Origin of the sequence: Desulfoluna sp. (assembly GCF_030145185.1) — a bacterium.
Taxonomy (GTDB): domain Bacteria; phylum Desulfobacterota; class Desulfobacteria; order Desulfobacterales; family Desulfolunaceae; genus Desulfoluna.
Window position 1 is genome coordinate 19,774 of sequence record NZ_JAQYWB010000045.1, and the last position, 24,188, is coordinate 43,961.

Below are 24,188 nucleotides of genomic sequence, written 5' to 3' on the forward strand. Positions count from 1 at the left end.
GGCAATCGACCTCGATCATCGTCTCGGCCATTCAAAAGAACCCGGCCCTTTTATGACGATCAATTTATAGAGGACCCCATACGCGAAAACGCCCCCCGATCTTCAGCCGTCAGCCGTCAGCCTTCAGCCTTCAGCCCTTAGCCCTTAGCCCTTAGCCCTTAGCCCTTAGCCCTTAGCCCTTAGCCCTTAGCCTATTGCCTTTAGCCTTCAGCCCTTAGCCTATTGCCTTTAGCCTTCAGCCCTTAGCCTATTGCCTTTAGCCTATTGCCTTTAGCCTTTAGCCTATCGCCTTTCGCCTTCAGCCTATCTCCTTTAGTAATGCTGATCCGCGTACCCCACCCAGCCACCGGCTTCCACCAGGGCGCGATCGAAATCAGAAATTTCAAAGGGAACCTCAAGGGCCTCCCCTGCCGCCGTAAAATGAAAGACACCCGCCTCAAGATCCGTCACCAGCTCGGTCTCTTTACCGGCAAACCGGGTCATGAGATCGTCCAGGACGTCCCGGGAAAGCTCCACGGCCATCATCCCGCAGTTAAACATATTCTGTTTAAAAATTCGGGCAAAACTCTCCCCGATGACAATGTTGATGTCGTTCACTTCCAAGGCCCAGGGAGCATGCTCCCGCGAAGAGCCACAGCCGAAGTTGGCCCGGGTTATCACCGCGCCTGAGGGCGCAACATCCCTTTCAGGAGCGAACCCCGTCATCTCCAGGTCTTCCAGCAGATAGGGTTTCAAGGCTTCCTTGGTGATCTCCGTTAAATACCGTGCCGGAATGATCTCATCGGTATTGATATCGGACCGATCCAAAAACAGGATTTTTCCATTAAATGATTTCATGGTTTACTCCCCGCCCGTATAGATGTGTGAGTTGGTAATAGCGCCGGTAAGGGCCGTGGCAGCTGCAGAGGCCGGGCTCATAAGATGCACCATCCCCCCTTTGCCCATGCGGCCATTGAAATTGCGATTGGTGGTGGAGGCACACACCTCCCCTTCCGCCAGGACCCCATTGCTCATCCCGAGGCAGGCTCCACAGGTGGGGTTGGTCACGCAAAAGCCCGCGTCCATAAAAATTTCGATCAGCCCCTCTTTCAGGGCGGCTTTGTAGACGGCCGGAGTCGCCGGTGAGAGCACCCCACGCACGCCCTTGTGGATATGCCTTCCTTTAAGCACCTCAGCGGCCACGCGCAAATCCTCAATGCGCCCGTTGGTGCAAGACCCGATATACACCTGATCCACCTTTTCACCCACCATCTCAGCGATGGGTTTCACCTGATCGGGCTTGTAGCCAAAGGTGGCCATAGGCACGAGATCCCCAACGTGGAAGACGATCTCTTCGGCGTACACGGCGTCGGAATCGGCGGTGAAGGCACCATAAGCCTCGAGGGCCGCCTCCGGGCTGTCAAATTCATCCTGAATAAACGGCCAGAGATAGGTCACGGTGGTCATGTCCGGAGCACAGATACCCGAGGTTCCCCCCGCCTCGATGGCCATGTTACACAGGGTCATCCGGGCTTCCATGCTCATGGCGTCCACCACTGGGCCACCAAACTCAATGACACGGTTGGTGGCACCGTTCACCCCGAGTTTGCCGATCACGGCCAGGATGACATCTTTGGCATAAACACCGGCCGCAAGTTCCCCGGTGATCGAGACCTTCATGGTTTGAGGGGCATGAAAAGCACACACCCCTTTGAGCATCCCCACCTCCAGGTCCGTGGTCCCCACGCCGGCGGCAAAGGCGCCAAAGGCCCCATGGGTGCAGGTATGAGAGTCGCCCATGATGATGGTGTAACCGGGGCGCACGAAGCCTTTTTCAGGGAACAGGGCATGACAGACGCCGTTGTCCCCGATGTCAAAAAAGTCGATGATTCCATGGCGAAGCGCCCACTCACGAAGGATCTTGCCCTGCATGGCTGTCTTGGAATCCTTGGCCGGTGTCACATGGTCGATGACCGCCTTAATCCTGGCCGGATCAAAGACGCGGTCCATGCCTCGGGCTTCCAGGTCGGTGATGGCCACCGGGGTGGTGATCTCGTGACAGAAAACCGCGTCCAGACGAATCACCTGGATGTCGCCGGACGGATTGTCCACAAGATGTGATGCAAAAATTTTTTCTGCGATTGTCTTTCCCATATTTCCTCCAGAAGATGTCTGGTTCCTGTGTGATGCCTCACAAAAACCCGAAACAAATCATGATGACTGGTCTGCGGAACCCTCACCGTGCAAGAGCATCATCTTGCGAGGCGCTGTCAATGCCTGCATGGGCCATCGCATCATGTGTGCGATGCCTGTCGGGGCGGTGAAACAATCCAGACCGCTTTCAAGGTCGAATGGCCTCTATTTTTCAAAATGTGGGGGATTCGCGATGCAAAGGAGACCGTGTCTCCCTTGGAGATGTCGTAGGAGTCGTCCCCGTAGAGGAGCTCTGCCACCCCATCAAGAACAATCCCAAACTCACGACCGGCGTGTCCGTATTCCAGATCACCTGTCTGACCTCCCGGTGCGACCTCCAGCATAAAAACTTCGACTGTGTACTCTCCGGGAAGCTCCTCCCGTAAGGAAAGACGACTCGTGGTCACCAGACCATCACGGGTGACGCTGCGCTCTTCGGCCCGGATGATCTCCACTTTCCCATTTTTGCGGTAATCGCTGAAGAGATATTCGTAATCAATCCCCAGCACGTCGGCAATGGAAAGAAGGGTATCGACGGATGGAGAGACCTTGTTGCGTTCGATCTGAGAGACAAGGCTTTCGCTCACCCCAGCCTTTCCAGCCACCCGCTTCAGGGTAATCCCCCGGCGCTCACGCACCGCCCGCAACTTACTTCCAAACTGATGTCTTGATTCAGGCTTTATCAATACTGCACCTCCTGAAGCATTTATAAAGTTTCTCTCCATCCCTGTCAACCCAATTTCCAGCGCCATCAGGTGAAATCACCCTGTTGTGGCGGCCTGTAAGGCATTCGGAACTGCCTGCTTTGACATATCCCACCCGCCTCTATTATAGTGCCAGTTGAGAACCATCACCGCAACCCAGCAGCCGCGTGCGCCATTCACCTTAACTATGCAGCGAGGTCCTATGAACCACACCCACTACGCCCACCTTCCCCTTCCCGCGTCATTAAATCCCTGTATCGACTTCCACGGTCACCTCTGCCCCGGCCTCGTCTACGGCTACCTCGTGGCCATGGAATCGCTTCGCCGCCTCAAGGAAATCCGAAGCGACGACGAAGAGCTGGTGGCCATCAGCGAAAATGATGCCTGCTCCGTGGATGCCCTGCAGGTGCTCCTGGGAACCACCGCCGGCAAGGGCAACCTCACCATCCAAAACATCGGCAAAAACGTCTACACCGTCTACTCGCGCAAAGCCGGCAAGGGATTTCGATTTTCTCGAAAAAACACCTACGTGTACAGCGGTGAAACCCCGGAACTCTTTGACGACCTGGAAAAAAAGGTAACCCTGGGGACCGCCACAGTGGCCGAACAAAAACAGCAGAAAATCCTGAAAACCCTGGATCTGCTCACCAAACCCGTCGACGAAGTGTTTGCCATCACCGACGCCGCCATCCCCGAACCCGCCTTCGCCGAGTTGGCCCCTTCGGTCGCCTGCGCGGCCTGCGGTGAACTCACCATGAAGACAAAAATGGTCACCAGGGACGACAGCCTCTTATGCCAGCCCTGCGCCTCGGTGGAATAAAAAAAGGGGTCGGACCAGCCCCCAAAAAGCCTTCAGAAATCCGACACCCTGGCGCTGCCACCCCATTTGGGGGGCTGCGCCAATTTTCCCTTGCCGACCCCCTGACATCCATATTAAAATAAAGAATCTAAACACACCAATCCCAATCGATCGCCTTTTCCCCCACCCAACCGAGTCCTCTCACCCCCCCCAACCAAGGGACCACCCATGACCCCTGTCCCCCTACTGACAAAACTATCCCGGGCCGCCGCATTAGAATCCGAGGCCGCCCCAGCCATGCTTCCCCTCCTCCTTGAGGTTCTCTTTGACGATGCATTCCTCAGCCTCCGCCAGAGACTCAGCCCACCCATGAGCGATCTTGTTGAAAAACGACATATCCTGCGACAACGGTCCGAACTCGAGGGACCTCTGGCTGCCATTCGAGACCTGCTGAGAGACAGCAGAGCCCTTGACAGCGAAGAGCTCTCAGTCAGGCTCCAAGAGGCCTGTCACGTGATTGAGGCACACCGCGCCCTCTTCTTTCTCCCGGAGGCCACAGCCGAGAAGCGTTGTGCCCGACTGCCCCTGTTTACCCCCATGGCAGTGATCCACCTCTCCATCCTCAGACTTCTCCCCTCCCCAGCCTTTGCCGAGGCCGCCCACACCTATCTCGCCTATGCACATCAGGCCGTGGCCGATGCCCTGGCCTGGAGGACCGATCAACTCAAGATCACCTGCACCCCCATGAGAAGCGCCATCCATGGCGGACCCAACCTCCAGATCGTCTGCGTGGACACCCGGACAGGGCAAACCATTGTAGACGAAATGTGCAGCGCCTATCCGGGCACCCTGAACCCCCTGCTGCAGAGCACAGTAGACAGGATCCGCTTCTATGAAGAGCGACTCCACTGGAAAAGTTTTCTGTTTTGGGAGCACGAAGTATTGGAGGTCTTGTCCGAATGGAAGGAGGACGAAAAAAAGGAGGAGAAACCGGCCCCGATAGACCGCATGGCTGAACACCTGGACGATGCCCTGTACCTGATCATGCAGGATATCGGCAACACCATGACAGGCTTGTAGACGCAGGCGCAAACCCCGCGCTGGTTGGCCCGCCACCGAGGGGGCGGGCCGACGGCGTCTCAGGAACCGGCCTCAGGCAAATCCATGGGCTCCTGGGCAAACTCATTGACAAAATTTTCCACACCACTCCGGGTTGTTGTCACCACAACGCGGACGACCTTCACCTCCTGGAGGTGCCCCACCAGATAGGCCTCGAGAATACGCTTGAGGTCTGTCGTCACCGAATTCAAAAGATTCAAACTGCGCACATCCCGATACCTGAGACGACTCAGATGAAGCACAATCGCCTCCTGAAGGCTTGGATGAATCCGGTAGCTGCCGGAGGGTTCGCCGGTGGGGAGACGATTGGCCTCGACGCAGTTCACCGCTTCGACATCGCTGATGACGAGGTCCAACTGAACACAGAGATAACGGCTCTCTTCATTGAGGCGAACCTTGTTGAGCCCTACCACCAGAGGCCCGACACCCACATGGGCCATGGGAATACCGCCCGTTTCTTCCGGAGCTTTGGTGCCCCTCAACCGATCCCAGGCAATACGCCCCCCCTCGGAAGAGCGCATCAGCAAGTGGTTTTGACTCACGCGTTCGATGATATAGGTCACCGGAACCGCCGCCACCCAGGGGGTTTCTCCCTCCACCACCTCCGGCATCATGATGAGAAGCAAGGGATCCCCTTCCATTTCGGGCGGAACAAGCTTCCATTTGCCTTCGACCTTTACCCTTTCCGCGGTCTCGTCAATCTTGGAGAGCTGCCCCTCCGCAAGACGAAGAATGCCGAACGACCCATTGGAGCGGAAGGAAATGATGGTATGAAAACTGGCGATGGTTTCCTTCCACGGCCCCACAATAAGCGCACGTTCAGGACGTTCTTTTTCACAGGCCACCAAAAAAAAAGCCAAAAGGACCACCATCCCCGGCCACACCCAATACGTTAACCTGTTTTTCATACCCATTCCCTCACCGTTTCCCGTTCGATTTTCTCACCCTTCGGGTTTGCCCGCAGGCTATCAACCTCATTTCCTTTACTATCGCCCATCCCAGACAAAACTTTAACGACAGGGTTTTCAATCACACAGCCCCTAATCGCGCATCCTTTCACAGGTACCATAACGCCTGACAGATTCCTCAGGGAGCAACACCGGGCATACCAGGCAAACCCGAGCCCAAACCAAAGCATCCTACGAATCCGGGGCAGACAGGCCCTCAAGGCACCCGATTAATAGCGAATATAACCACACCAAAGCATGTTTATTCCCTTTCAGAATATCTCCCGCATAAAAATTGCCATACCCCCGGCCGGACAGATTGTGAAATACTTACAAGACGATGGGCGCTTACCACACCCATATGAATCACCACGATAAAATGCAGACCCTGCTATTCACCCGGCCCATGACGACACCCGAACGGCTCCAAACCACGGAGACACGCCCGATTTTACAATATTAAGGGGACCGTGCTGATGTCTACCCATGGGACTTCACCCACAGAAAGACTGGATACATGGTGACCATGATGAAACTTTCAGACGAAGAACGTACCCGCTACCTGAATCCCACGCCATACATTGACTCCGATTCAGAACCCGTCGTCAGCTACGTCAACCACATCACCTGCGGGCTCTCATCCGACAAAGAGAAGGCCATGGCCATTTTTAACGCCGTACGCGATGACATCCTCTATGATCCGTATTATTACGACCTGGGTCCAAATGGCATGCGAGCCAGCTCCGTCCTGAAAAAAGGCCGGGGGTATTGCGTGGCCAAAGCCCTCGTGTTTACAGCTGTCGCCCGAGCCGCCGGGATTCCGGCACGTCTCGGATTCGCCGACGTTAAAAACCATCTCAGCACCCGACGCCTGCGGGAGCTTATGGGAACCGACCTCTTTGTCTACCACGGCTACTCAGAAATCTTCCTGAACGCTCACTGGATTAAGGTCACCCCCACATTCAACGCCACCCTCTGCGAAAAATTCGGGGTCCACCCCCTGGAATTCGACGGAGAAAACGACTGCCTCTTTCACCCCTTTGACACCCAGGGCCGAAAGCATATGGAGTACGTCCTGGATCGTGGCCCCTACGATGATGTCCCCATGGAGGAGATCATCAACGCATCCCTGGCCGCTTATCCCACACTTTTCAAAAACCTGGACAGCCTGGGCGGGGACGGAAAAATCGGTGATTTTTCCAGAGAAGCCGAACTGGAAACCTTGTCCCATACAGAAAACCAAAAATAAAGCCCCTTGATAAACAAAGGGTGACCGACACAAAAACGCCCTGCCGGAGGGTTCCGACAGGGCATTTTTTATCACCTGTGACACGTGGCTAAGCAGTCTCGGATGGCGGCATCTCTTTTTTAACCGCCGTCTCAATGGTGCTGTAAATCTGTTTGAACGATTCATCAAAACTGGTGGGAGAGACGCGTCCCATTTCAATAAATTTCACAACAATCTCCTTCGCTGCACGAAGGACCTGCTCATCCGTCGATGCCATTTTCATCGGCATTTCCCCCTGGTGTGATTGTATTGGTATCGTGAGAGGCTCCGAGCACTGCCCCTGAGCCCTGCCCGACAGACACCGCCGGGAGCCCGTCCTCATATATCACGGACGCTGTGGTCCCGTCCGGGTTACGTGAAATCATCATCCCATCAGGACGACCGGCCACCCAACGCCCCTGGAGCTCGGTTCCGTCTGCCAGACGCTGCGTCCCCTCTCCATGGAAAAGCCCGTTTTCAAAGCCCCCTGAATAACGACCGCCATCGGGCTGAGTCAGGGTACCGACCCCTTGGGGCTTCAGATCACCCACGGCTCCAGAATAGCGTGCTCCGTCGGGATATAAAACATCGACCACGCCCCGAAGCAAGCCTTCGTGAAACGACCCCTTAAACTGCACACCATCCGAATCGGTGAGCACGCCTTTCCCTTCAAAAAGGTTCTCATGAAATCGACCTTCGTAGCGGGTCCCGTCCGGGGCGATATAAATGCCCTTGCCCTCCATGACCCGGCCATCCTTCATGTAGCCAAAGAACTGAGCACCGTCTGCAAAGACCCAGTCGCCTTTTCCAGCAATCTTATCTTCGATGAAGGGGCCGGTAAAAGAAGCACCGTCCGGGTAGGTCACGGTCCCCTTTCCATGAAATCGATTGTTCTCAAACACCCCATCATAAAGCGTGCCGTCGGGCTCTATGAGCACCCCTTTGCCCTGCATCTTTTCATCAACGATGCTTCCTTTGTACAGCGTGCCCCCAGGAAAGGCGATCTCCCCATCCCCGGCAAGGCGACCTGCCACAAACAGCCCTTTCAGGGTGCTGCCATCTGGCGCCGTCAAAATACCGTACCCGTCCATCGTATCGTCTTTAAAGGAACCGATATAAACATGTCCGTCGGTATACGTGAGAGTCCCCTCACCCTCCATGTGCCCCTTGCTGAATCGGCCGGAATAGACAGCCCCCTCTTTAAAAAGAAGCACCGCCTGCCCTTCGGGCACGCCTGCCTTAAAATGTCCAGTCAGGCGCTTGCCGTCCTTGAAGAAAAGAGTCCCATGGCCACTGGGACGGCCCTTTGAAAAGGACCCGGTGAACCGTCGTCCGTCTCCGTAGACCACGGTCCCCTGCCCGGTCTGCACCCCGGCGTCAAAGCCCCCCATGTACCGGGTGCCGTCAGGATAAATCATCTCCCCCACGCCCTCGGGAGTGCCCTGCTTCAGCTGCCCCACATACCGAGTGCCGTCGGCAAACACACGGACACCGCTCCCCGAGACAGCACCGCCATTGAAGGCGCCCTCGTAGCTGCCCCCATCCGCATAGCGATAAACACCATGCCCTCCTTCACAATCCCCACTTTCACAGGTTCCAGAAAGATCGGCGTATGCAACAGAAGAACCGGCCACAAAACAAAAGGCCAGAACGTTCACCATGATTCTTTTTATCATTATATATTTCACCTTTTTCAGGTTTGGCCTGACGTACGTCCCCGCCTTGACCATCAAACGTCTGGGCGACGGCCACCCCCCGGCGCATGGGCCAGGCACAAAGACAAATTTATTTTAATATCCCATCGGTCGAGGGTTTGTCAAACCAACCACAGGCACAGACGCACTATTTTTACAAAATGACCCCAGAATGCGTCACCCCGAAGAGAATTCTTCTATTGCCTTTATTTTGAATTGCTGGTAACCTTTATCATTTTAACTTTTACATTAGAAATGTACCCGGCTGAAAATGCCTTAGATTCATAACATTCTTTGGTGGTTTGAAAATGAACCGTCAGCGAAGCGGGCCGTACCGACGCCGAGTCATACCGCGCCAGACCCCTTCACACGTACACATCCAAACCCCATCCCAAACCGCCGAAGTGACCGATACGTAAAAAGGGAGTCCGTTTTGACCGAGTTGATTATCACCCACCCGGGTTCTTCACATTTTGATGAATTCTTCGCCATTTGCCTCCTCCTGGCAACACACCCCAACACCGATTTTACCATTGAAAGAAGGGAACCCACCCCTGAAGAAGTGGACGACCCCTCCATCTGGGTCCTGGATATCGGCGGGGAACATAATCCAAAAAAACGCAACTTCGACCATCACCAGGACATTGAGCTCTCCGCGAGCTTCGTACTGGTGGCCCAGGCCCTTGGCTATGAAGAATCCCTTTCCGCCCTGCCCTGGTGGAACTTTAAAGACCGCATTGACCGCTTTGGCCCCGCGAAGGTGGGCGCGGAGATTGGCACCACATCACTTCGCACCACTTACAGCCCCATGGAGGGCTGGATGCTTGATATGTTCGCCACAGCCCCCAACGCCCTGCCCACCATCATGCGTCAATTCGGACAGAAGGCCATAGAAAGCGGCCGCAAACTCACCGAACAGCTCGATCGCTGGGAAAAAGCCCGACGTGTCGAACTCAACGGTTACACCATCCTCATCTCCGAAAGCGATGAAGCCGAAGGTGCCCAGGAGTTCAATTTCAGGCAGGAAAAACCCGCCGCAGCCTGCGTGACCTGGGACAGCAGAGGTCAGGGCTGGAAACTGATGCGCTTCGACAACGCCCCTGAAATCAACTTCGCCAAACTCGAAGGACGCCCGGACATCCGGTTCACCCACAAAACAGGCTTTGTCGCCAAAACCCGCCGACGCATTCCCGTGGAAGAGGTCCTGGAGCTGGTCCGGATCGCCCTGCCGGAAGCACCATAGCCCGGCTCGCCGGAAGGGCGAGAAAATCAAACAGAATACCGTGGATTACATTTTGCATTTTTGAAACGGCTGAAAATATCACTGCAAAAAGCTGTAATTACGAATTATTCCTTAGCCCTGATTGTTTTCTCATGAAATATCCGGGATAGGCCAGAGAGCGGCGAGACCCACCCCACTGCCACGATACGTTTCGCGGCAGTGGGGGTGAAAGAGCCGTGGAATGAAGCCCTCACAATATGGAAAAACCGGCAGCCCTGCCTTGAAGCCCTCCGTTCCCAGCCTGGCTGGCTTTCCCCCTTCCCCAAAAAAGACGTCCCCTCGATAACCCTCACCCCAATCACTTGTCTTTAATCATGACTATATTTTCATGTAAATATTTGACATCCGATATAAAACGCTGTAGACATACAGGCAATTAAAAGTCAGAAGACTTAAAGGAAAACGAGTAGAAAAAATACATTTTATCTAAACCGGCCATGAAGGCGTAACCTCTATTGAAACAAGGAGGGAGAAGCATCATGGTTTTTTTGTCCAGCTTCTCTCCAGATTTTCAGGAGCATCCTATGAAGCTGTATCGACACCCATTATCTGTTTTATGCCTCTGCCTTGCCATCAGCCTCTTCACCCTGAGTCCTCAGGCTTTTGCTGAATCAGGGACCCTTGTCTACTCCTGGTCCTCCAATGTCGGACCGTTAAACCCCCACGCCTATTCTCCCAACCAGATGTTTGCCCAGGCCATGGTCTACGAGCCCCTGGTGCGTTATGGCATGGGCGGAAAAATCCTCCCCTGCCTGGCGGAATCCTGGGAAACAACACCCGACAGGCGAGAGTATACCTTCCACCTGCGAAAAGGCGTCCAGTTCTCTGACGGCACGCCCTTTGACGCAGAGGCGGTTAAAAAAAATCACGACACCCTGATTGCAAACGCAAAATCACATAACTGGCTCGAACTCGCCCGTCAGATTCAAGAGACGGTGGTCCTGGATGAGCACACGGTCAAAGTGGTTCTTAAAGAGTCCTACTACCCTTTTTTACAGGACCTTGCGCTGATTCGCCCGTTCCGATACCTGAGCCCGTCTGCTTTCCCCGAGAGCGGAAACACCAAAGAAGGGATCAAGGCAGCCATCGGAACCGGCCCCTGGGTCCTGACCCAGACCCGGCTCGGGCAAGATGATACCTTCGAAAGAAATGACCGTTACTGGGGGCCCCGTCCCGATCTGGCCAAAATTATCGTCAAGGTGCTTCCCGACCCCAACACGCGGGCCATGGCCTTTGAAACCGGTGAGATTGATCTGATCTACGGGGACGGACAAATAAGCCTGGACACCTTTAATCGATTCCGCAACAACCCCGCCTACACCACCCGCATGTCCCAGCCCCTGGCGTCGCGCTGTATCGTCCTGAACTCCGGACGTGGCCCCACAAGGGAGCTGGCGGTCCGAAAAGCCATTCAACATGCGGTAAACAAAGAGGCGCTGATACGAGGGGTCTTTTTAAACACAGAGATCAAGGCCGATACCCTTTACGCCTCGAACACACCATACTGCGACCTGAATTTGCCGCCCTATGAATACAGCCTGTCTAAGGCTAAAAAATTGCTGGACCTTGCCGGCTGGAAAACGACGGACAAAGCGTCGGTGAGAACCCGAGACGGAAAAGAGCTGACGATGGATCTCTGCTTTATCGGAAACAATGCGGTGATGAAATCAATCTCCGAAGTCTTCCAGGCCGATTTGCAAAAAATCGGGATCCGGGTGGTGTTAAAAGGAGAAGAGACCGACTCATATTATAAACGTCAGCATCAGGGTGAGTTTGATCTGATTTTTAATGATTCATGGGGACCTCCCTATGACCCCCACTCTTTTATGAGCTCCTGGCGTGCCCCCTCCCATGCGGACTACCAGGCCCAGTCCGGACTGCCCATGAAAAAGCAGATCGATGAGGCCATCGGCGAGGTGCTGGTAAGCCGGGATGAATTCAAACGCCAGGCCCTTTACAGAGAGATTCTCGGCACCCTGCACGCCCAGGCTGTTTACCTGCCCATCAGCTATACAACGGGCCTGATGGTTCACCGGGCCGATGTTTCAGAGATGGCCTACGGGGCGACCAAGTATGAAATCCCCTTCGAAACCATCGTTCAAAAGCAGCGTTCATATTAAGGAGTGGCAATGATCAAGTTTATAGCCCGACGGCTTCTGCTTTTAATCCCGCTGCTGTTCGTGATCTCCGTGCTCATTTTCGTCATCCTTCGGCTCGGTGAAAATGATCCGGCCATGTCCTACCTGCGGCTCTCCCAGATTCCGGCAACCGATGAAGCCCTGGCCCTGGCCCGGGAAGAACTCGGCTTGAACCGGCCTCTGGTGGTTCAGTATTCGGACTGGGCCTGGAAGGTTCTTCATCTTGATTTCGGGCGCTCCTATGTGACCGGAGCGCCGGTATCCGACCGACTGCTCTTTTACCTGCCCAACACCCTCTACTTAGGCACGGTCTCCCTGGGCATCGTCCTGGTTCTCAGCTTTCCCCTCGGCATTCTGTCCGCCCTGAAAAAGGACCGCTGGCCCGATCACCTGACTCGGGCGATCGCCTTTGCCGGTGTCTCCACCCCAAGTTTCTGGCTGGGGTTTCTTCTGGTCTATGTGTTTGCCGTGAAGCTGAAGTGGCTCCCGCCCATGGGCATGGGCGGCCCCCGGCATGTCATTATGCCGGCGTTCACCCTGGCCTTTATGTCCCTTTGCATCAACATGCGGTTGATCCGCTCCAGTATGCTGGAGCAAATGAACACCCGATCGGTCCTCTACGCCCGAAGCCGGGGGGTCAAAGAAAAATGGATCACCGGATATCATGTGCTTAAAAATTCCATGATCCCGGTGGTCACCGCCATGGGGATGCATATCGGAGAGATGCTGGGTGGTGCGGTGGTGGTTGAAATTATTTTTGCCTGGCCCGGCGTGGGGAGGTATGCCGTTTCGGCCATCTACAACCGGGACTTCCCGGTGATGCAGTGTTTCATCCTGATGATGACCCTCTTATTCGTTCTTTGCAATCTGGCGGTGGACATCCTCTATGCCTGGCTTGATCCACGTATTCGTTATGGAACAGGAGCTGAACAATGACATTCATTCAAAATATGGCAAAAAAAAAGCTGCTCTGGTTTGCCATCCCAACGATCATGATGCTCCTCGGCATGGCTCTTTTCGCCCCATGGGTCGCCCCCCACAACCCCAACGAGGTCAACCTGGAGCTCCGGCTGATGCCCTCTTCCTCCTCGCACCTGCTGGGCACCGATCACCTGGGCCGGGATACGCTGTCTCGATTGATCTGGGGAGCCCGCACCTCCCTGGGCTCTGTCTTTGTCATTGTCACCCTGGTGCTTGTGTTCAGCCTCTTCGTCGGCAGCATCGCCGGCTACCGGGGAGGTGCGCTGGACTCCTTCCTGATGCGGGTCTGTGAAATATTTTTAACCTTCCCCACCTTTATCCTGGCCATGTTTCTCATCGGCGTCCTGGGGATGGGCATGATCAACGTGATTCTGGCTATTTTCCTGACCCACTGGGCCTGGTACGCCAGAATCATCCGCGGGCTGGTCCTCAGCCTGAAAAACAGGGACTATATCCTGGCGTCAAAGGTCTGCGGGACCCCGGCATGGAAAATCATTTTCCGGCACCTGACGCCCCCTGTATTGGCCCAGATTATCGTTCTGGCGACCCTGGATATCGGCCACATGATGCTGCATGTTTCCGGGCTCTCTTTTCTGGGCCTGGGCATTCAGGCCCCCACCCCGGAGTGGGGCGTCATGATCAGCGATGCCCGCCAGTATATCTGGACCCAGCCGGAGTTGATTCTCTACCCGGGGCTCATGATTTTTATCGGGGTCCTGGCATTTAATATTCCGGGGGATATGATTCGGGACAGCCTGGATCCAACCCTTGTGGAAGGAGACCTCTGAGATGCCATCCAATGAAATCCTCTCTGTTCACGACCTCTCCCTGGCGCTCTGCCGGAATCAATCCGTCATCCCCCTGGTGAGCAACCTCAGTTTTTCCCTTCGACCCAACCGGGTGATGGGTCTGATTGGGGAAAGCGGGTGCGGAAAATCACTCACCTGCCTTGCCATCATGGGGTTGCTGCCAGAAAATATTCAACCCTCCGGCGGAGAGATCCGGGTCAACGGCAGGCAACTGACGGACATGACCCCTTCGGAGAAAACAGACTTCCGGGGCAAAACAGCCGCGATCATCCTGCAGAATCCCATGAGTTGTTTTGATTCCGTGTTTAAGATTCGCCACCATTTTTATGAAACCCTCACGTCCCACGGAGAGAAGAACCCGGCGAGACGGCTTGACGTCTCCCGCCATGCGCTCCTGGACGTGGGATTTGAACACCCCGATGAGATTCTGGATCTCTATCCGTTTCAGATGAGCGGGGGCATGCTTCAGAGAATCATGATCGCCATGGCCGTCATGATGAACGTCTCCCTTCTCATCGCAGACGAACCCACCACAGACCTGGATGTGGTGTCCCAGGCCAGAATCCTGGACCTGCTGGCACAGATGCGGGACAGACACGGCATGGCCATCTTACTGGTCACCCATGATCTAAGTGTGGTGGCAAGGCTGGCTGATGACCTGACGGTGATGAAAGAGGGCCGCGTGGTGGAATCCGGCCCCCTGGCCACACTCTTCCATGCCGGCCAACACCCGTATACCCGAGCCCTCATCACCGCCCATTTAAGCATGTACGATGACCGCCTGCAGCAGCTGCTGGGCCCAGCCGCCCCCAAAAACGCCGCCCAAGCCATCCGGCAAGGAGAAACGCATGAATGTGTTGGAACTGAAGAAAATTGACAAATCCTATCGACGTGGGGGCTTCTGGGGAACCCAAGAAAAAAGGGAGGTGTTGAAAGGTGTGGACCTTGCCCTGCAGATGGGCACCTGCGTCGGGCTTCTCGGTCGGAGCGGGTCGGGCAAGAGCACACTGGGAAGAATCGCACTGAACTTAGAGCCCCCCAATGCCGGGGAAGTCTTGTATCATGGCCAGGCGGTTCGCTCTTTAAGCCCGAAACACTATAAAGATTTTCGCCGCAATGTGCAGGTGGTCTTCCAGAATCCCCTGGGCTCGGTGAACCCGAGGTTTACAGCCCAACAGATTGTGGCCGAGCCCCTTGAAAATTTTGAATCCCTGTCCGCTGCCCAGACCAAAACCCGGGTAAACGACCTCCTGGAGCGTGTGGGGTTGTCCGCCTCCGACCTGTGCAAATATCCCCACCAGTTCAGCGGAGGAGAGCTGCAACGGGTGTGCATTGCCCGGGCCATTGCCCTGAACCCCAAGCTGATCATCCTGGATGAGGCGGTCAGCAGCCTGGACATGCTGGTCCAATTAAAAATTTTAGATCTGCTGGCTCAGCTGAAAAACGAGCTGGGCACCACCTATCTCTTCATCTCCCACGATATCCGGGTGCTGCTGAAAATAGCGGACCGGCTGCTGGTGATGCATGAAGGACAGCTGGTGGAACAGGCAGACAGCATGGACCATTTAAACGCGTTCACCCATGCAGCCTTTTTGGAGTTGATCCATTCCGTCCTCCCGCCCCTACCCATGGCGATACCGGATCCCCAGGATATAACCAGACGCGTCGATGCCAATTAATGGAGACGCGCCGGAATCTGCTCACGACGCCAGAAACGCCTTCTATGGTTAAAGTTCGGGGCAAAAACGTGCCTCCGGCGGCAAGGTGTGCCACCTTGAAAGCGTGTTGCCCTATCGCTTCCATCCCTTGACACGCCGGAGGCTTTTGCACAGACGGGTTCCCCGGATCAGATTTCAGCTGAATTTACGGGTCTGATTTATCCGGGAAGACTCTTTCAAGACCAAGGGCTCTCTCCAGAGATTCAGGTAAGATTTTTTTGCGAGTCCTGAATCAATCTGCATCCTGATCCGGAACATCTGAAACAAGCCGCTTGCCCATGCTCACCACCGGATCCTGGGTATACCCCACCCCTTTATAAAACTGGATCACCGCTTCATGGGTGGATCGAATCTGAAGGTTGATCTTGGAACAACCGACCTGACGCATCAGATCCTCTGCACGTCTCATCATCACCGCGCCCAACCCTGAGCCCTGAAGCTCCGGGTGGACGGCAAGGTAGTTGATCCACCCCCGGTGCCCCTCATAGCCCACCATGCACGTCGAGACGATTCGCCCTCCCTCTTCTCCCACCAGAAACCACTCCGGATTGACCTTCAATTTTCGTTCGATGTCCTTTTCCGGGTTGTTTTGCGGCACGGCCAGCCCGCACAAACCCCACAACCGAATCACCGCCTCACTGTCTGAAGAATGATAAGAGCGAATATCCATAGACCGCTTTTCCTTAATTTTCACGAATTTGCAATTGACTGATAAAAGGATTCGATATAATTAATTTATATTGAGAAATATGTGCTAAGTTAAATTCAATCAAGCCATAAGCCCTTTAAATATTGGCTCATACCACAAAGCACCAAAATAAGTCATTCGTCTCTCCGCACGGCGAGCCACTTATTTCAACAACCGTTTCATCAATAACTTTTCAAATTCATTCAATTTAATAAATCAGCTTTTTACCACCCCTTACAAGCCAAAAGCAAACAGAAACAGATGAAAAAATACTTATTTTGGAAAGATGCCTGTACTGAAACATTCAGCCATAGTCATTGTTTTATCGAACATTTCGTTTATTTTTGTCCGAGCCCTGACACAACAAAATAAATATGGAGTATTTTGTCATGAGACACCACTCAATCAAAGCAATGGTTCTTCTGCTTGGTCTAACGATAACCGTATCTGCCCATGCCTTTACCAATGGCCAGGAAGCAACGTATGTGCTCGGGCAGCCGGATTTTGTCAGCAATTCGGAGGGCACAACATCCACCACCTTTAATAATGTAAGAGATATAGCGCTCGATCTGGTCCACAAGAAGCTTTATGTCGCCGATAAAGACAATCATCGCGTGCTTCGATTCGCTTACCCCATCACAGCCAATCAACCCGCAGCAGAATGTGTTTTCGGCCAGCCCGATTTTGTATCTGGAATTCCACCCACGGAGCCACGAAAAAATACATTTTTAAATCCTTTTGGGATTACCGTGGATTCAAGTGGACGCCTCTGGGTTTCCTCGGGTGACCATCGCGTGGTGTGGTTCAACAACGCTCACCTGATCAGCAGCAACCAGCCCGATGCGGACGGGGTGTTGGGCCAGCCTGACTTCACATCAAACGCAGGCGGCCTCACGCAAAAAACGATGAACAGCCCCATGGGTATCGACATCGATATAAATGGAACACTCTATGTCTCGGAAGCGGATAACAACCGCGTCCTGCGATTTGACCATGCCGCGTCAAAAGCCAATGGCGCAGGGGCTGACGGTGTGCTGGGGCAGCCGGACTTCACCACCAACACAGCAGCCACGGATCAGTCGACCCTGAGCCGCCCTATTGGCGTGCGGGTGTACGGGACCACTCTGTTTGTCGGAGATCGAAGCAACGGGCGTATTTTACGTTTTGACCATGCCGCCTCCAAAGCCAATGGGGCAGAGGCTGACGGCGTGCTGGGACAAGCTGACTTCACGACCAATGCCGGAACCATCACCCAAAACACCCTGCACGCGGCCGGCAAAATGGCCATCGGAGGGACCGGACAACTCATGGTTGCCGATGGATTCGACGCGGACCGGGTCATTATTTTCAACGATGTCCTCTCCAAAGCAAACGGAGCGGATGCCGATGGGGTTCTTGGCCAGCCGGACTTCACCTCGTCCGGGACCGGACTTGCCCAAAACCGACTGAACATGGATTCCCATGGGGGCGGGCTTACCATAGACAGCAGCACCAACACGCTGTTTGTGTGTGACGACAACAACAACCGGGTCATGGTTTTCGTGGGCACTCTTTCCGGGCCCGAGTTCAACCTGAAAAAGGGTGCCCACTATCTTCCCGAAGGCAGCCGGGTGGATTTTGGGTCAGCGCAATCGGAGGCCACCTTCACCATAGAAAACCCAGGGGACACAAATCTTTCATTTGAGGAAACCCCCATCATTACCCTCACTGGAACCGATGCCGATCAGTTTTCGGTGCTGACACAACCGACATCCCCCGTGCCCCCTTTAAGCAGCACGACCTTTAGCGTACGATTCCGCCCCACGACCCTGGGTGACAAGACCGCCAATATAAGCATCACCAGCAATGATTCCGATGAAAACCCATTCAGAATCACCCTGACAGCCAGCGTGCCCACCGTTCCAACCTATTCATTGACGGTTAAAAAAAGCGGAACGGGTACGGGGACCGTCTCATCCTCACCTGCCGGCATCGACTGCGGAACCGATTGCGATCACTTCTTCGATATCGACACCTCCGTCGCCTTAACGACGTCCCCGGCAACCGGGTCTGCCTTTGACGGCTGGTCCGGTGAAGGGATCACCGGAACAAACTCATACCAGATGATCACAACGGATCTGAACCGCACGGTGACCGCAACCTTTAATGTAGACACCGACATCGACGGCATCAGCAATACCGTTGAAGATGCCGGTCCGAACCAGGGCGACGGAAATAACAATGGAACCCTTGATTCAGTCGAGGATCATGTCGCAACATTTCTCAACACAGAATCCGAGTATGTGACCCTGGTATCCACCACCGGCACGAATTTATCCGGAGTATCGGCCCAGGAAAATCCTTCGGAAGACGATGAGCCAAATGTCACCTTCCCCTCCAGCTTTTATGAATTTTCAATTGTTGGGTTAACGGCGGGATCGGCCCACACCGTCACGCTCTATCTGCCCTTGGACCCCACGTTAGACACCTACTACAAGTACGGTCCGGAACCTGGAATCACCTCGGCCCACTGGTATAAATTCGAATACAATGGAACAACCGGTGCCAAGATTGAGCATACGAAAACCCAAACCGTCATCACCCTTCATTTTGTAGACGGCCAGAGAGGGGATGATGACCTGAGCGCAAACGGAATTGTCGTTGATATCGGGGCACCGGCTTCGAAAAACCAGGGTTCAGGAGGATGCTTCATTAATAGCCTTTAATGGCTGGCGTCTTTTCAGGCAGGGTACAAAAAATAAAGGCAAAAAAAAAGCCTCCGGCGGCCCTGCCGGGGGCTAAACTTTCGAAAAGTTTAACAAACAAGTTCTGTAACTATTCAGCTATCCATTTTTTCTTTATGACCCCGGTCTGACAGCACCCTACGCTTTTCATCTTCCCCGCGCAGGCGGGGATCCATGGTGATTGTGAGAAAGCGTATGCGTTGCGTCTTTTTATGGTGACGTCACCCGAGCATGGATCCCCGGTCATCCGGTTGTTCCTGCGTTGCAGGGTGTTTCAGGTTGCGGTCAGGCCGTATGCAACGACTCCCCGGAGAGCCGGGGAAGACGATTACATGAAATATCCGGGCTAAGAGCCAGCAACCCGTTCTACCACAAGCCTGAATCCCAGCCCACTGCCGGAAGAATCCTTTGCAAAAGGGAATCGACGCGTGCAGCGAACACTCCAGGCATCCAAGTTATAGCTGCCACCGCGCGCAACCAGATCAGGAGAGTCTCCCTCTGTTACCGGATTTTTCCTGTCATGACGTTTATAGGCATCCTCGCTATATGTATCCCGGCACCATTCCCAGACATTCCCACTCATATCAAAGAGCCCAAAACCATTGGGTTTTTTAGTACAGACCGCCTGGGTTCGACCACTGTTGTTTTCGCCATACCAGGCCACCGAATCCGGCTCACTGCTTCCGGAATAGATATCCTCGTTTCCGCCGCTTCGTGCCGCATATTCCCACTCCGCTTCGCTGGGAAGACAAAAGGTAAAAGCCCCTTTATTTTTTTCTTCAAGAGCCTCAATAAACATACAAATATCACCAAATGAAATCTGCTCAACGGGGTGATTGGAACCCGATTTAAAGCACGACGGATTGTCACCCATCACGGCTTCCCAGTCGCCCTGAGTGACGAGAGTTTTTCCAAGGTAAAACCCATCAAGTTCGACCTCATGAACCGGAGCTTCGTTGTCTACACCATCACCGGTTGCATCACCCATCAAAAACGTTCCACCTGGAATAAAAATAAATTCCATGCCAGCTACAGATTCCCTAAGTTCATGTAAAGGCTCAGTCCTGTCCGCAGGTGACGGATTATTTCCCAGGTGACACCCATTCTTATGTTCCGGAAGCCGGCAAAGACATTCGGAACACAGAATTCTCGTATGACATTCAGGACACAATCGCCAGTTTGACTTTATTTCAATCCCGCACCCTGAGCAGACAAACCCGCTGAGGTTCACTTCACACCCCGGGCAAATGGTCCAATGTGCTTTCAAGTGTTCGCCACAAAATTTACAAATATCCATATTATTCCAGTATTTATTATATATATTTTTGTACAGTTTGCTCAAAAAGCAATGCCTCCGGCGGCAAGGTGAGCCACCTTGAAAGCAGGTTGCTAATGCGTTGCCCCCTTGTCACGGCATTGCCTACCGATACCGGTTAAATGGTCCGCCACAGACGCAGGCGGACTTGTCACGCCGGAGGCTTTTGCGTAGGCGGATTCCCCGGATCAAATCACATTCGCCTTTGAAAGGAAATTTAATCAAGAATAATTTTAAAACCTGTTTGTTAAACCCGTCTTTATAAAATCAGGCAAACGCTTAACCACCGGCAGGACCGTCGGAGGCATAAGCTGAATAGTTACCAAAAACTTTAAATATTTTTTGAACCACGAAAAGCACGAAAGACACGAAAAAAAGAACCATTGGCATAAAATAAAATTTGATTACCTTCTATTCACAGCCCTACCCAGGGAATATACCCCACTTGCAACATGTTGAAATAGTAGGGCTATAGACCCACTGCGGCTGTCAGAGCTATGGAGTCCATGAAGGCTTACGACGTCAGCCACCCACTCATGGCTTTTTTATAATTGATGGAGCGCAGCGACTCCTCGAACGAAGAACCAAGAACCAAGCACGAAGAACGCTTTTAACAAACCACCCTGTTGGAAACATCAATGTCCTTGATGGTGGCTGAGAATGGGTGGTAATCAGAAAATAAAATCTCTTTGGGGGCGGCTGAATGCTCCCCTGTTCGTGTTTTTCGTGTGGTTCGTGGTTAAACTGCCCTTTGCTTGATAGCCAAACCATCGGCACAAACTATAAGCGGACGCATAATGCAAAAAGACAAGCGCATGGCGTCTGTCCCCTGGTCCCCCTGATCCCTGTCCATAGACCCTTTTCTAATAATTTCAAGAACAATGCATCATTCCCACAAGGGATAGAACACATAAACTTGTTGATAATTACAACCCAATTTCGTAAGATTTCAGATCTGTGAAGATACATGTGTTGCCCTCTGACCGAAGTCGCCAGATAGGTGATGCCCACCACGACACCTGATGGGGTCCCGTTGCGACTTAAGATTTGGCAGGCTTTTAAACAGATAACCTTCCACTCTGCAATCTACTCTGAATAAAGGCCTTTCTTACGGCAAGACTCCAATGGTTCGGTTTCATTCAGTGCAGCCGTCTCCAGCACGGCGGTTAGCCTCTCTTCCGAACTCCATGTGTTGGGATATTGCCTGGCCCAGGCACAGCTACCTCCTGAGATAAAACCTGTTTTCGCCATATGCACAACGTTCCACACACAATCCCTCAGTCATTTACAAGTAAAATAACCGACAGGCAGAAATAATGGTGATTATGACCGTTATGTCATGTACCCGGATTTTTGAAATCATCCATTCATATTGAGGTGGTTAGAGTATGAATATCTCAGATCGCAGACCCAATCTAAAGCTCGAGAGAAAAACAAGATGTCACAACGGGTTGCATGGGGCAGGTGGTAACTCGACCCATTCATGGTCAACCTCGGCATGGCTCGGCAGGTGTTGCCCCGTACGACAGCCCATGAAATGGAGCCGCTTCGTACCTTCGAGTTCCTTGCCTCTTCTTTTCATTATTTTCACTGCCATGCTTTATATGACATCGGGTTGCACGGGTGGAAGCAACGCCTCGCTTCTTGTTCCCGGTGAATTCGGGGTATCACAAACAGAGAGGTCGGCGCTTTTCCAGCAACTCGACCGCTTTGAGCCTGGAGAACGAAAACGCGCGGCCAAGAAACTGGGCAAAGTCGGCCCCGTAACGAATCGCTATATATCATCGCTTTTACATGTCATTGAAAGCAGCAGCCATTCCGAACGAGTGGCAGCCGTGAATAAAATTGGCGAATGCGGAACTCATATGGCAGAGACAACAGATGTCTTGTGCCGTTCACTTCAGGATACGAACCCAAAGGTTCGTGCCGCTTCTGCCCGCTCTCTCAAGCAGATTGCCAAAAAACTATCCCCTGCGGTTCAGCCCCTGGAACAGATAAAAGCGACGCCAGGTGGGGACAAAGACACTGACCATCAGAAACTCATCACCTCAGCCGAAAAGGCCAGCGGTGTTCTTCTTACCCAGATAACAAAAATAGAACGGGCGCTTGCCATTTTTTCCGGAAAGAGTTCCCCGCTGATCGCACAAGGCATTGCCGATGAGAAAAAAACAGAAGAGATGGTTTCCCTGGCTGAAAACCCGATCCAGACAGAAGAGTCACACCCTGATTCTGAGATAGATGCCGGCGGTGTCGGGATACCTCTCAACCCGTACTATCACTCTTCTCTCTCCCCTGAGTTGCGCAGGGAAATAGATGAGCTGGACGGCTTCTCAACCCGAAAAAGGAGGGGCGCCGCTCATACCATTGAACGGATGTGCTTAGAACATCTCAGGCCCATACCGGATCATGTCAGCTTACTTAAAAATCAGCGTTCTGAGACTCCAATTGAAACACTTGCCTTTGACATGGAGGTGGCTGTCTCAGCCCTTTGTCGCTCAATGCAGGATGTCGATTATGAGGTTAGAATCCATTCCGCAACCACCCTTGGAACGATTGCCGGTGCTTTTGCTGTCACCGTTGCGCCCCTTGAGACAGCCATAGAAGAGGTGGAACAGAAATTAAAAAGTCAGGAGGATATGCCGGATCGTATGTGGAATGGGTTGCTTCTCAAAACCTTTAAGCAATCATGTGAAAATGCGCTGAAACATGTTCACTGGATCCTAGGAAAAAGCGTCACGGTCCTGGTAGGACAGCGAGATATTCCATCCTATGAGGTAAGAAATGCGGCTGCAGAGGCGATAAAAAAAATAAACTCTGGATTGATCGCTTCAGGCGCGACACCTGAAAAAACAAAAAAGAAAAAACCGACTGAAGCGTTGGAAGCCCCCGAGGTAGAGGCTGCATCACTGGCTTATTATGAAAAAGAGAGAAAAATGTTTCTCCTGATGCATGATCTTGAACATCCCTATGTAAGCATTGGACGGAAAGCAGCCAGAGAATTGGGGGCGATGGGACCTGAGGCAACAGCCGCGGTACCTGCACTGATTAAGGCGATCAAAAACAAGTCCAACTGGTACCCCGAATATCACTATGTGATTGAGGAATCAATCAGAGCTCTCGGTAAAATAGGTCCTTCCGCCGAAGGGGCCATTCCGGTTCTTATGGAATTACTGGATGAGCATCATAATACCGCCATACGGGGAGGAGCGGCAATTTCCCTGGGACTTATCAGCAAAGATACGGAAACAGTGGTTCCCAAGCTGATAGACCTCCTCAACCATGCGCATGCGACACCGGTTAAGGCGGCAGTATCCGAGGCATTGGGATCTTTTCCATCCGGGCCACATTCCGGGATATGTTACCGGGAGCTACTCAAAGTACTCGAAAAATCATCCGGTACCGTCAGCTTAAATGCGTTCAAGTCTCTTTCACTCTACGAAGCCAAAAACAGGGGAATCGGTCTTGTCACATGGGCCCCCCTGGAGGGGTATGTGTGTGGCTACCAGGTACTCCTGAAGACGAAAACGGGAGATTTCGTCACCTTCATTGATACCGGAATGGAAACCGTCATCAATCTTGGACAATTTCCCCAGTATCAGGAGGATACACATCAGATCAAAGTCATGGCCCGCAGAGGGATCGCTGTCGTTGATATTCCATGGTCCCACGTGGACGTGCAAAAGATTTTAACCGTGGCCGCCGCCAGTGAAAAGGACCCGGAGGTAAAAACAGGGAAGGACAAGGCCCTGGCGCTTCTGAAAGCTGGGGAGTTACTCCAGGACAGAGTGAACGAAGCGACCCCCGACATCATGGTTCCATAATGCGGGAGACT

18 protein-coding genes and 1 pseudogene are annotated in these 24,188 nt (G+C 53.3%); 11 read left to right on the forward strand and 8 right to left on the reverse strand.

Translation table 11 applies throughout. From position 1 onward, the window contains the following. Positions 1-312: 312 nt before the first annotated feature. From Q1Q75_RS14890 to Q1Q75_RS14900, 3 genes are all read right to left on the reverse strand, one after another. Complete coding sequence (locus Q1Q75_RS14890) at positions 313-837, reverse strand: 3-isopropylmalate dehydratase small subunit (RefSeq protein ID WP_300672221.1); 525 nt, start codon at positions 835-837, stop codon at positions 313-315. A gap of 3 nt (positions 838-840) precedes the next feature. Then, positions 841-2,133 (reverse strand): 3-isopropylmalate dehydratase large subunit, encoded by a 1,293-nt coding sequence (locus Q1Q75_RS14895; RefSeq protein WP_300672222.1) that lies wholly within the window; start codon positions 2,131-2,133, stop codon positions 841-843. A 140-nt stretch (positions 2,134-2,273) separates the two neighbouring features. After that, entirely contained in the window at positions 2,274-2,858 is a 585-nt protein-coding gene (locus Q1Q75_RS14900; RefSeq protein WP_300672224.1) for a helix-turn-helix domain-containing protein, read from the reverse strand. A 220-nt stretch (positions 2,859-3,078) separates the two neighbouring features. On the opposite strand from Q1Q75_RS14900, the gene Q1Q75_RS14905 reads away from it, so the two are divergent. Next, complete coding sequence (locus tag Q1Q75_RS14905; protein ID WP_300672226.1) at positions 3,079-3,696, forward strand: FmdE family protein; 618 nt, start codon at positions 3,079-3,081, stop codon at positions 3,694-3,696. Between the two features lie 207 nt (positions 3,697-3,903). Next, a complete protein-coding gene (locus Q1Q75_RS14910) occupies positions 3,904-4,755 on the forward strand; it encodes a hypothetical protein (RefSeq protein WP_300672228.1) in 852 nt (283 codons plus the stop codon). A gap of 59 nt (positions 4,756-4,814) precedes the next feature. Here the strand turns inward: Q1Q75_RS14910 and Q1Q75_RS14915 are convergent, their stop codons facing one another. Beyond that, positions 4,815-5,702, reverse strand: coding sequence for a hypothetical protein (locus tag Q1Q75_RS14915; RefSeq protein WP_300672230.1), 888 nt, complete (start codon positions 5,700-5,702; stop codon positions 4,815-4,817). Positions 5,703-6,267: 565 nt separating this feature from the next. On the opposite strand from Q1Q75_RS14915, the gene Q1Q75_RS14920 reads away from it, so the two are divergent. Next, a complete protein-coding gene (locus Q1Q75_RS14920) occupies positions 6,268-6,990 on the forward strand; it encodes a transglutaminase family protein (protein WP_300672232.1) in 723 nt (240 codons plus the stop codon). A 239-nt stretch (positions 6,991-7,229) separates the two neighbouring features. On the opposite strand, the gene Q1Q75_RS14925 is transcribed toward Q1Q75_RS14920, so the two are convergent. Continuing rightward, positions 7,230-8,684 (reverse strand): hypothetical protein, encoded by a 1,455-nt coding sequence (locus Q1Q75_RS14925; protein ID WP_300672234.1) that lies wholly within the window; start codon positions 8,682-8,684, stop codon positions 7,230-7,232. 451 nt (positions 8,685-9,135) lie between these two features. Here Q1Q75_RS14925 and Q1Q75_RS14930 point away from each other — a divergent pair, with 451 nt between their 5' ends. The 6 genes from Q1Q75_RS14930 (at position 9,136) to Q1Q75_RS14955 (ending at position 15,591) form a co-directional block, all read left to right on the forward strand. Further along, positions 9,136-9,945 (forward strand): MYG1 family protein, encoded by an 810-nt coding sequence (locus Q1Q75_RS14930; protein WP_300672236.1) that lies wholly within the window; start codon positions 9,136-9,138, stop codon positions 9,943-9,945. A 563-nt stretch (positions 9,946-10,508) separates the two neighbouring features. Then, the gene (nikA, locus tag Q1Q75_RS14935; RefSeq protein WP_300672238.1) at positions 10,509-12,104 is read left to right on the forward strand and encodes a nickel ABC transporter substrate-binding protein; all 1,596 of its coding nucleotides are present in this window, start codon (positions 10,509-10,511) and stop codon (positions 12,102-12,104) included. A 9-nt stretch (positions 12,105-12,113) separates the two neighbouring features. After that, positions 12,114-13,058 carry a nickel ABC transporter permease subunit NikB gene (nikB, locus tag Q1Q75_RS14940; protein ID WP_300672240.1) on the forward strand — a complete coding sequence of 315 codons (945 nt, stop codon included), beginning with the start codon at positions 12,114-12,116 and terminating at the stop codon, positions 13,056-13,058. Then, the gene (nikC, locus tag Q1Q75_RS14945; protein WP_300672242.1) at positions 13,055-13,891 is read left to right on the forward strand and encodes a nickel ABC transporter permease subunit NikC; all 837 of its coding nucleotides are present in this window, start codon (positions 13,055-13,057) and stop codon (positions 13,889-13,891) included. The genes nikB and nikC overlap by 4 nt, the downstream gene beginning before the upstream one ends. A 1-nt stretch (position 13,892) precedes the next feature. Further along, the gene (locus Q1Q75_RS14950; protein ID WP_300672244.1) at positions 13,893-14,789 is read left to right on the forward strand and encodes an ABC transporter ATP-binding protein; all 897 of its coding nucleotides are present in this window, start codon (positions 13,893-13,895) and stop codon (positions 14,787-14,789) included. Next, positions 14,761-15,591: an ATP-binding cassette domain-containing protein gene (locus Q1Q75_RS14955; protein WP_300672246.1), complete on the forward strand. Its 831-nt coding sequence runs from the start codon at positions 14,761-14,763 to the stop codon at positions 15,589-15,591. The genes Q1Q75_RS14950 and Q1Q75_RS14955 overlap by 29 nt, the downstream gene beginning before the upstream one ends. Positions 15,592-15,862: 271 nt before the next feature. Here the strand turns inward: Q1Q75_RS14955 and Q1Q75_RS14960 are convergent, their stop codons facing one another. Next, positions 15,863-16,300: a GNAT family acetyltransferase gene (locus Q1Q75_RS14960; RefSeq protein WP_300672248.1), complete on the reverse strand. Its 438-nt coding sequence runs from the start codon at positions 16,298-16,300 to the stop codon at positions 15,863-15,865. 407 nt (positions 16,301-16,707) lie between these two features. Here Q1Q75_RS14960 and Q1Q75_RS14965 point away from each other — a divergent pair, with 407 nt between their 5' ends. Continuing rightward, complete coding sequence (locus tag Q1Q75_RS14965; RefSeq protein ID WP_300672249.1) at positions 16,708-19,023, forward strand: choice-of-anchor D domain-containing protein; 2,316 nt, start codon at positions 16,708-16,710, stop codon at positions 19,021-19,023. 364 nt (positions 19,024-19,387) lie between these two features. Here Q1Q75_RS14965 and Q1Q75_RS14970 read toward each other — a convergent pair whose 3' ends face one another. Together Q1Q75_RS14970 and Q1Q75_RS22640 are read right to left on the reverse strand one after the other, a co-directional pair. Next, positions 19,388-20,065 (reverse strand): SUMF1/EgtB/PvdO family nonheme iron enzyme, encoded by a 678-nt coding sequence (locus tag Q1Q75_RS14970; protein WP_300672250.1) that lies wholly within the window; start codon positions 20,063-20,065, stop codon positions 19,388-19,390. 144 nt (positions 20,066-20,209) lie between these two features. After that, a pseudogene (locus Q1Q75_RS22640) lies at positions 20,210-20,338 on the reverse strand (zinc ribbon domain-containing protein); the annotation flags it as partial. A 1,406-nt stretch (positions 20,339-21,744) separates the two neighbouring features. On the opposite strand from Q1Q75_RS22640, the gene Q1Q75_RS14975 reads away from it, so the two are divergent. After that, positions 21,745-24,177 (forward strand): HEAT repeat domain-containing protein, encoded by a 2,433-nt coding sequence (locus tag Q1Q75_RS14975; RefSeq protein WP_300672251.1) that lies wholly within the window; start codon positions 21,745-21,747, stop codon positions 24,175-24,177. Positions 24,178-24,188 lie beyond the last annotated feature (11 nt).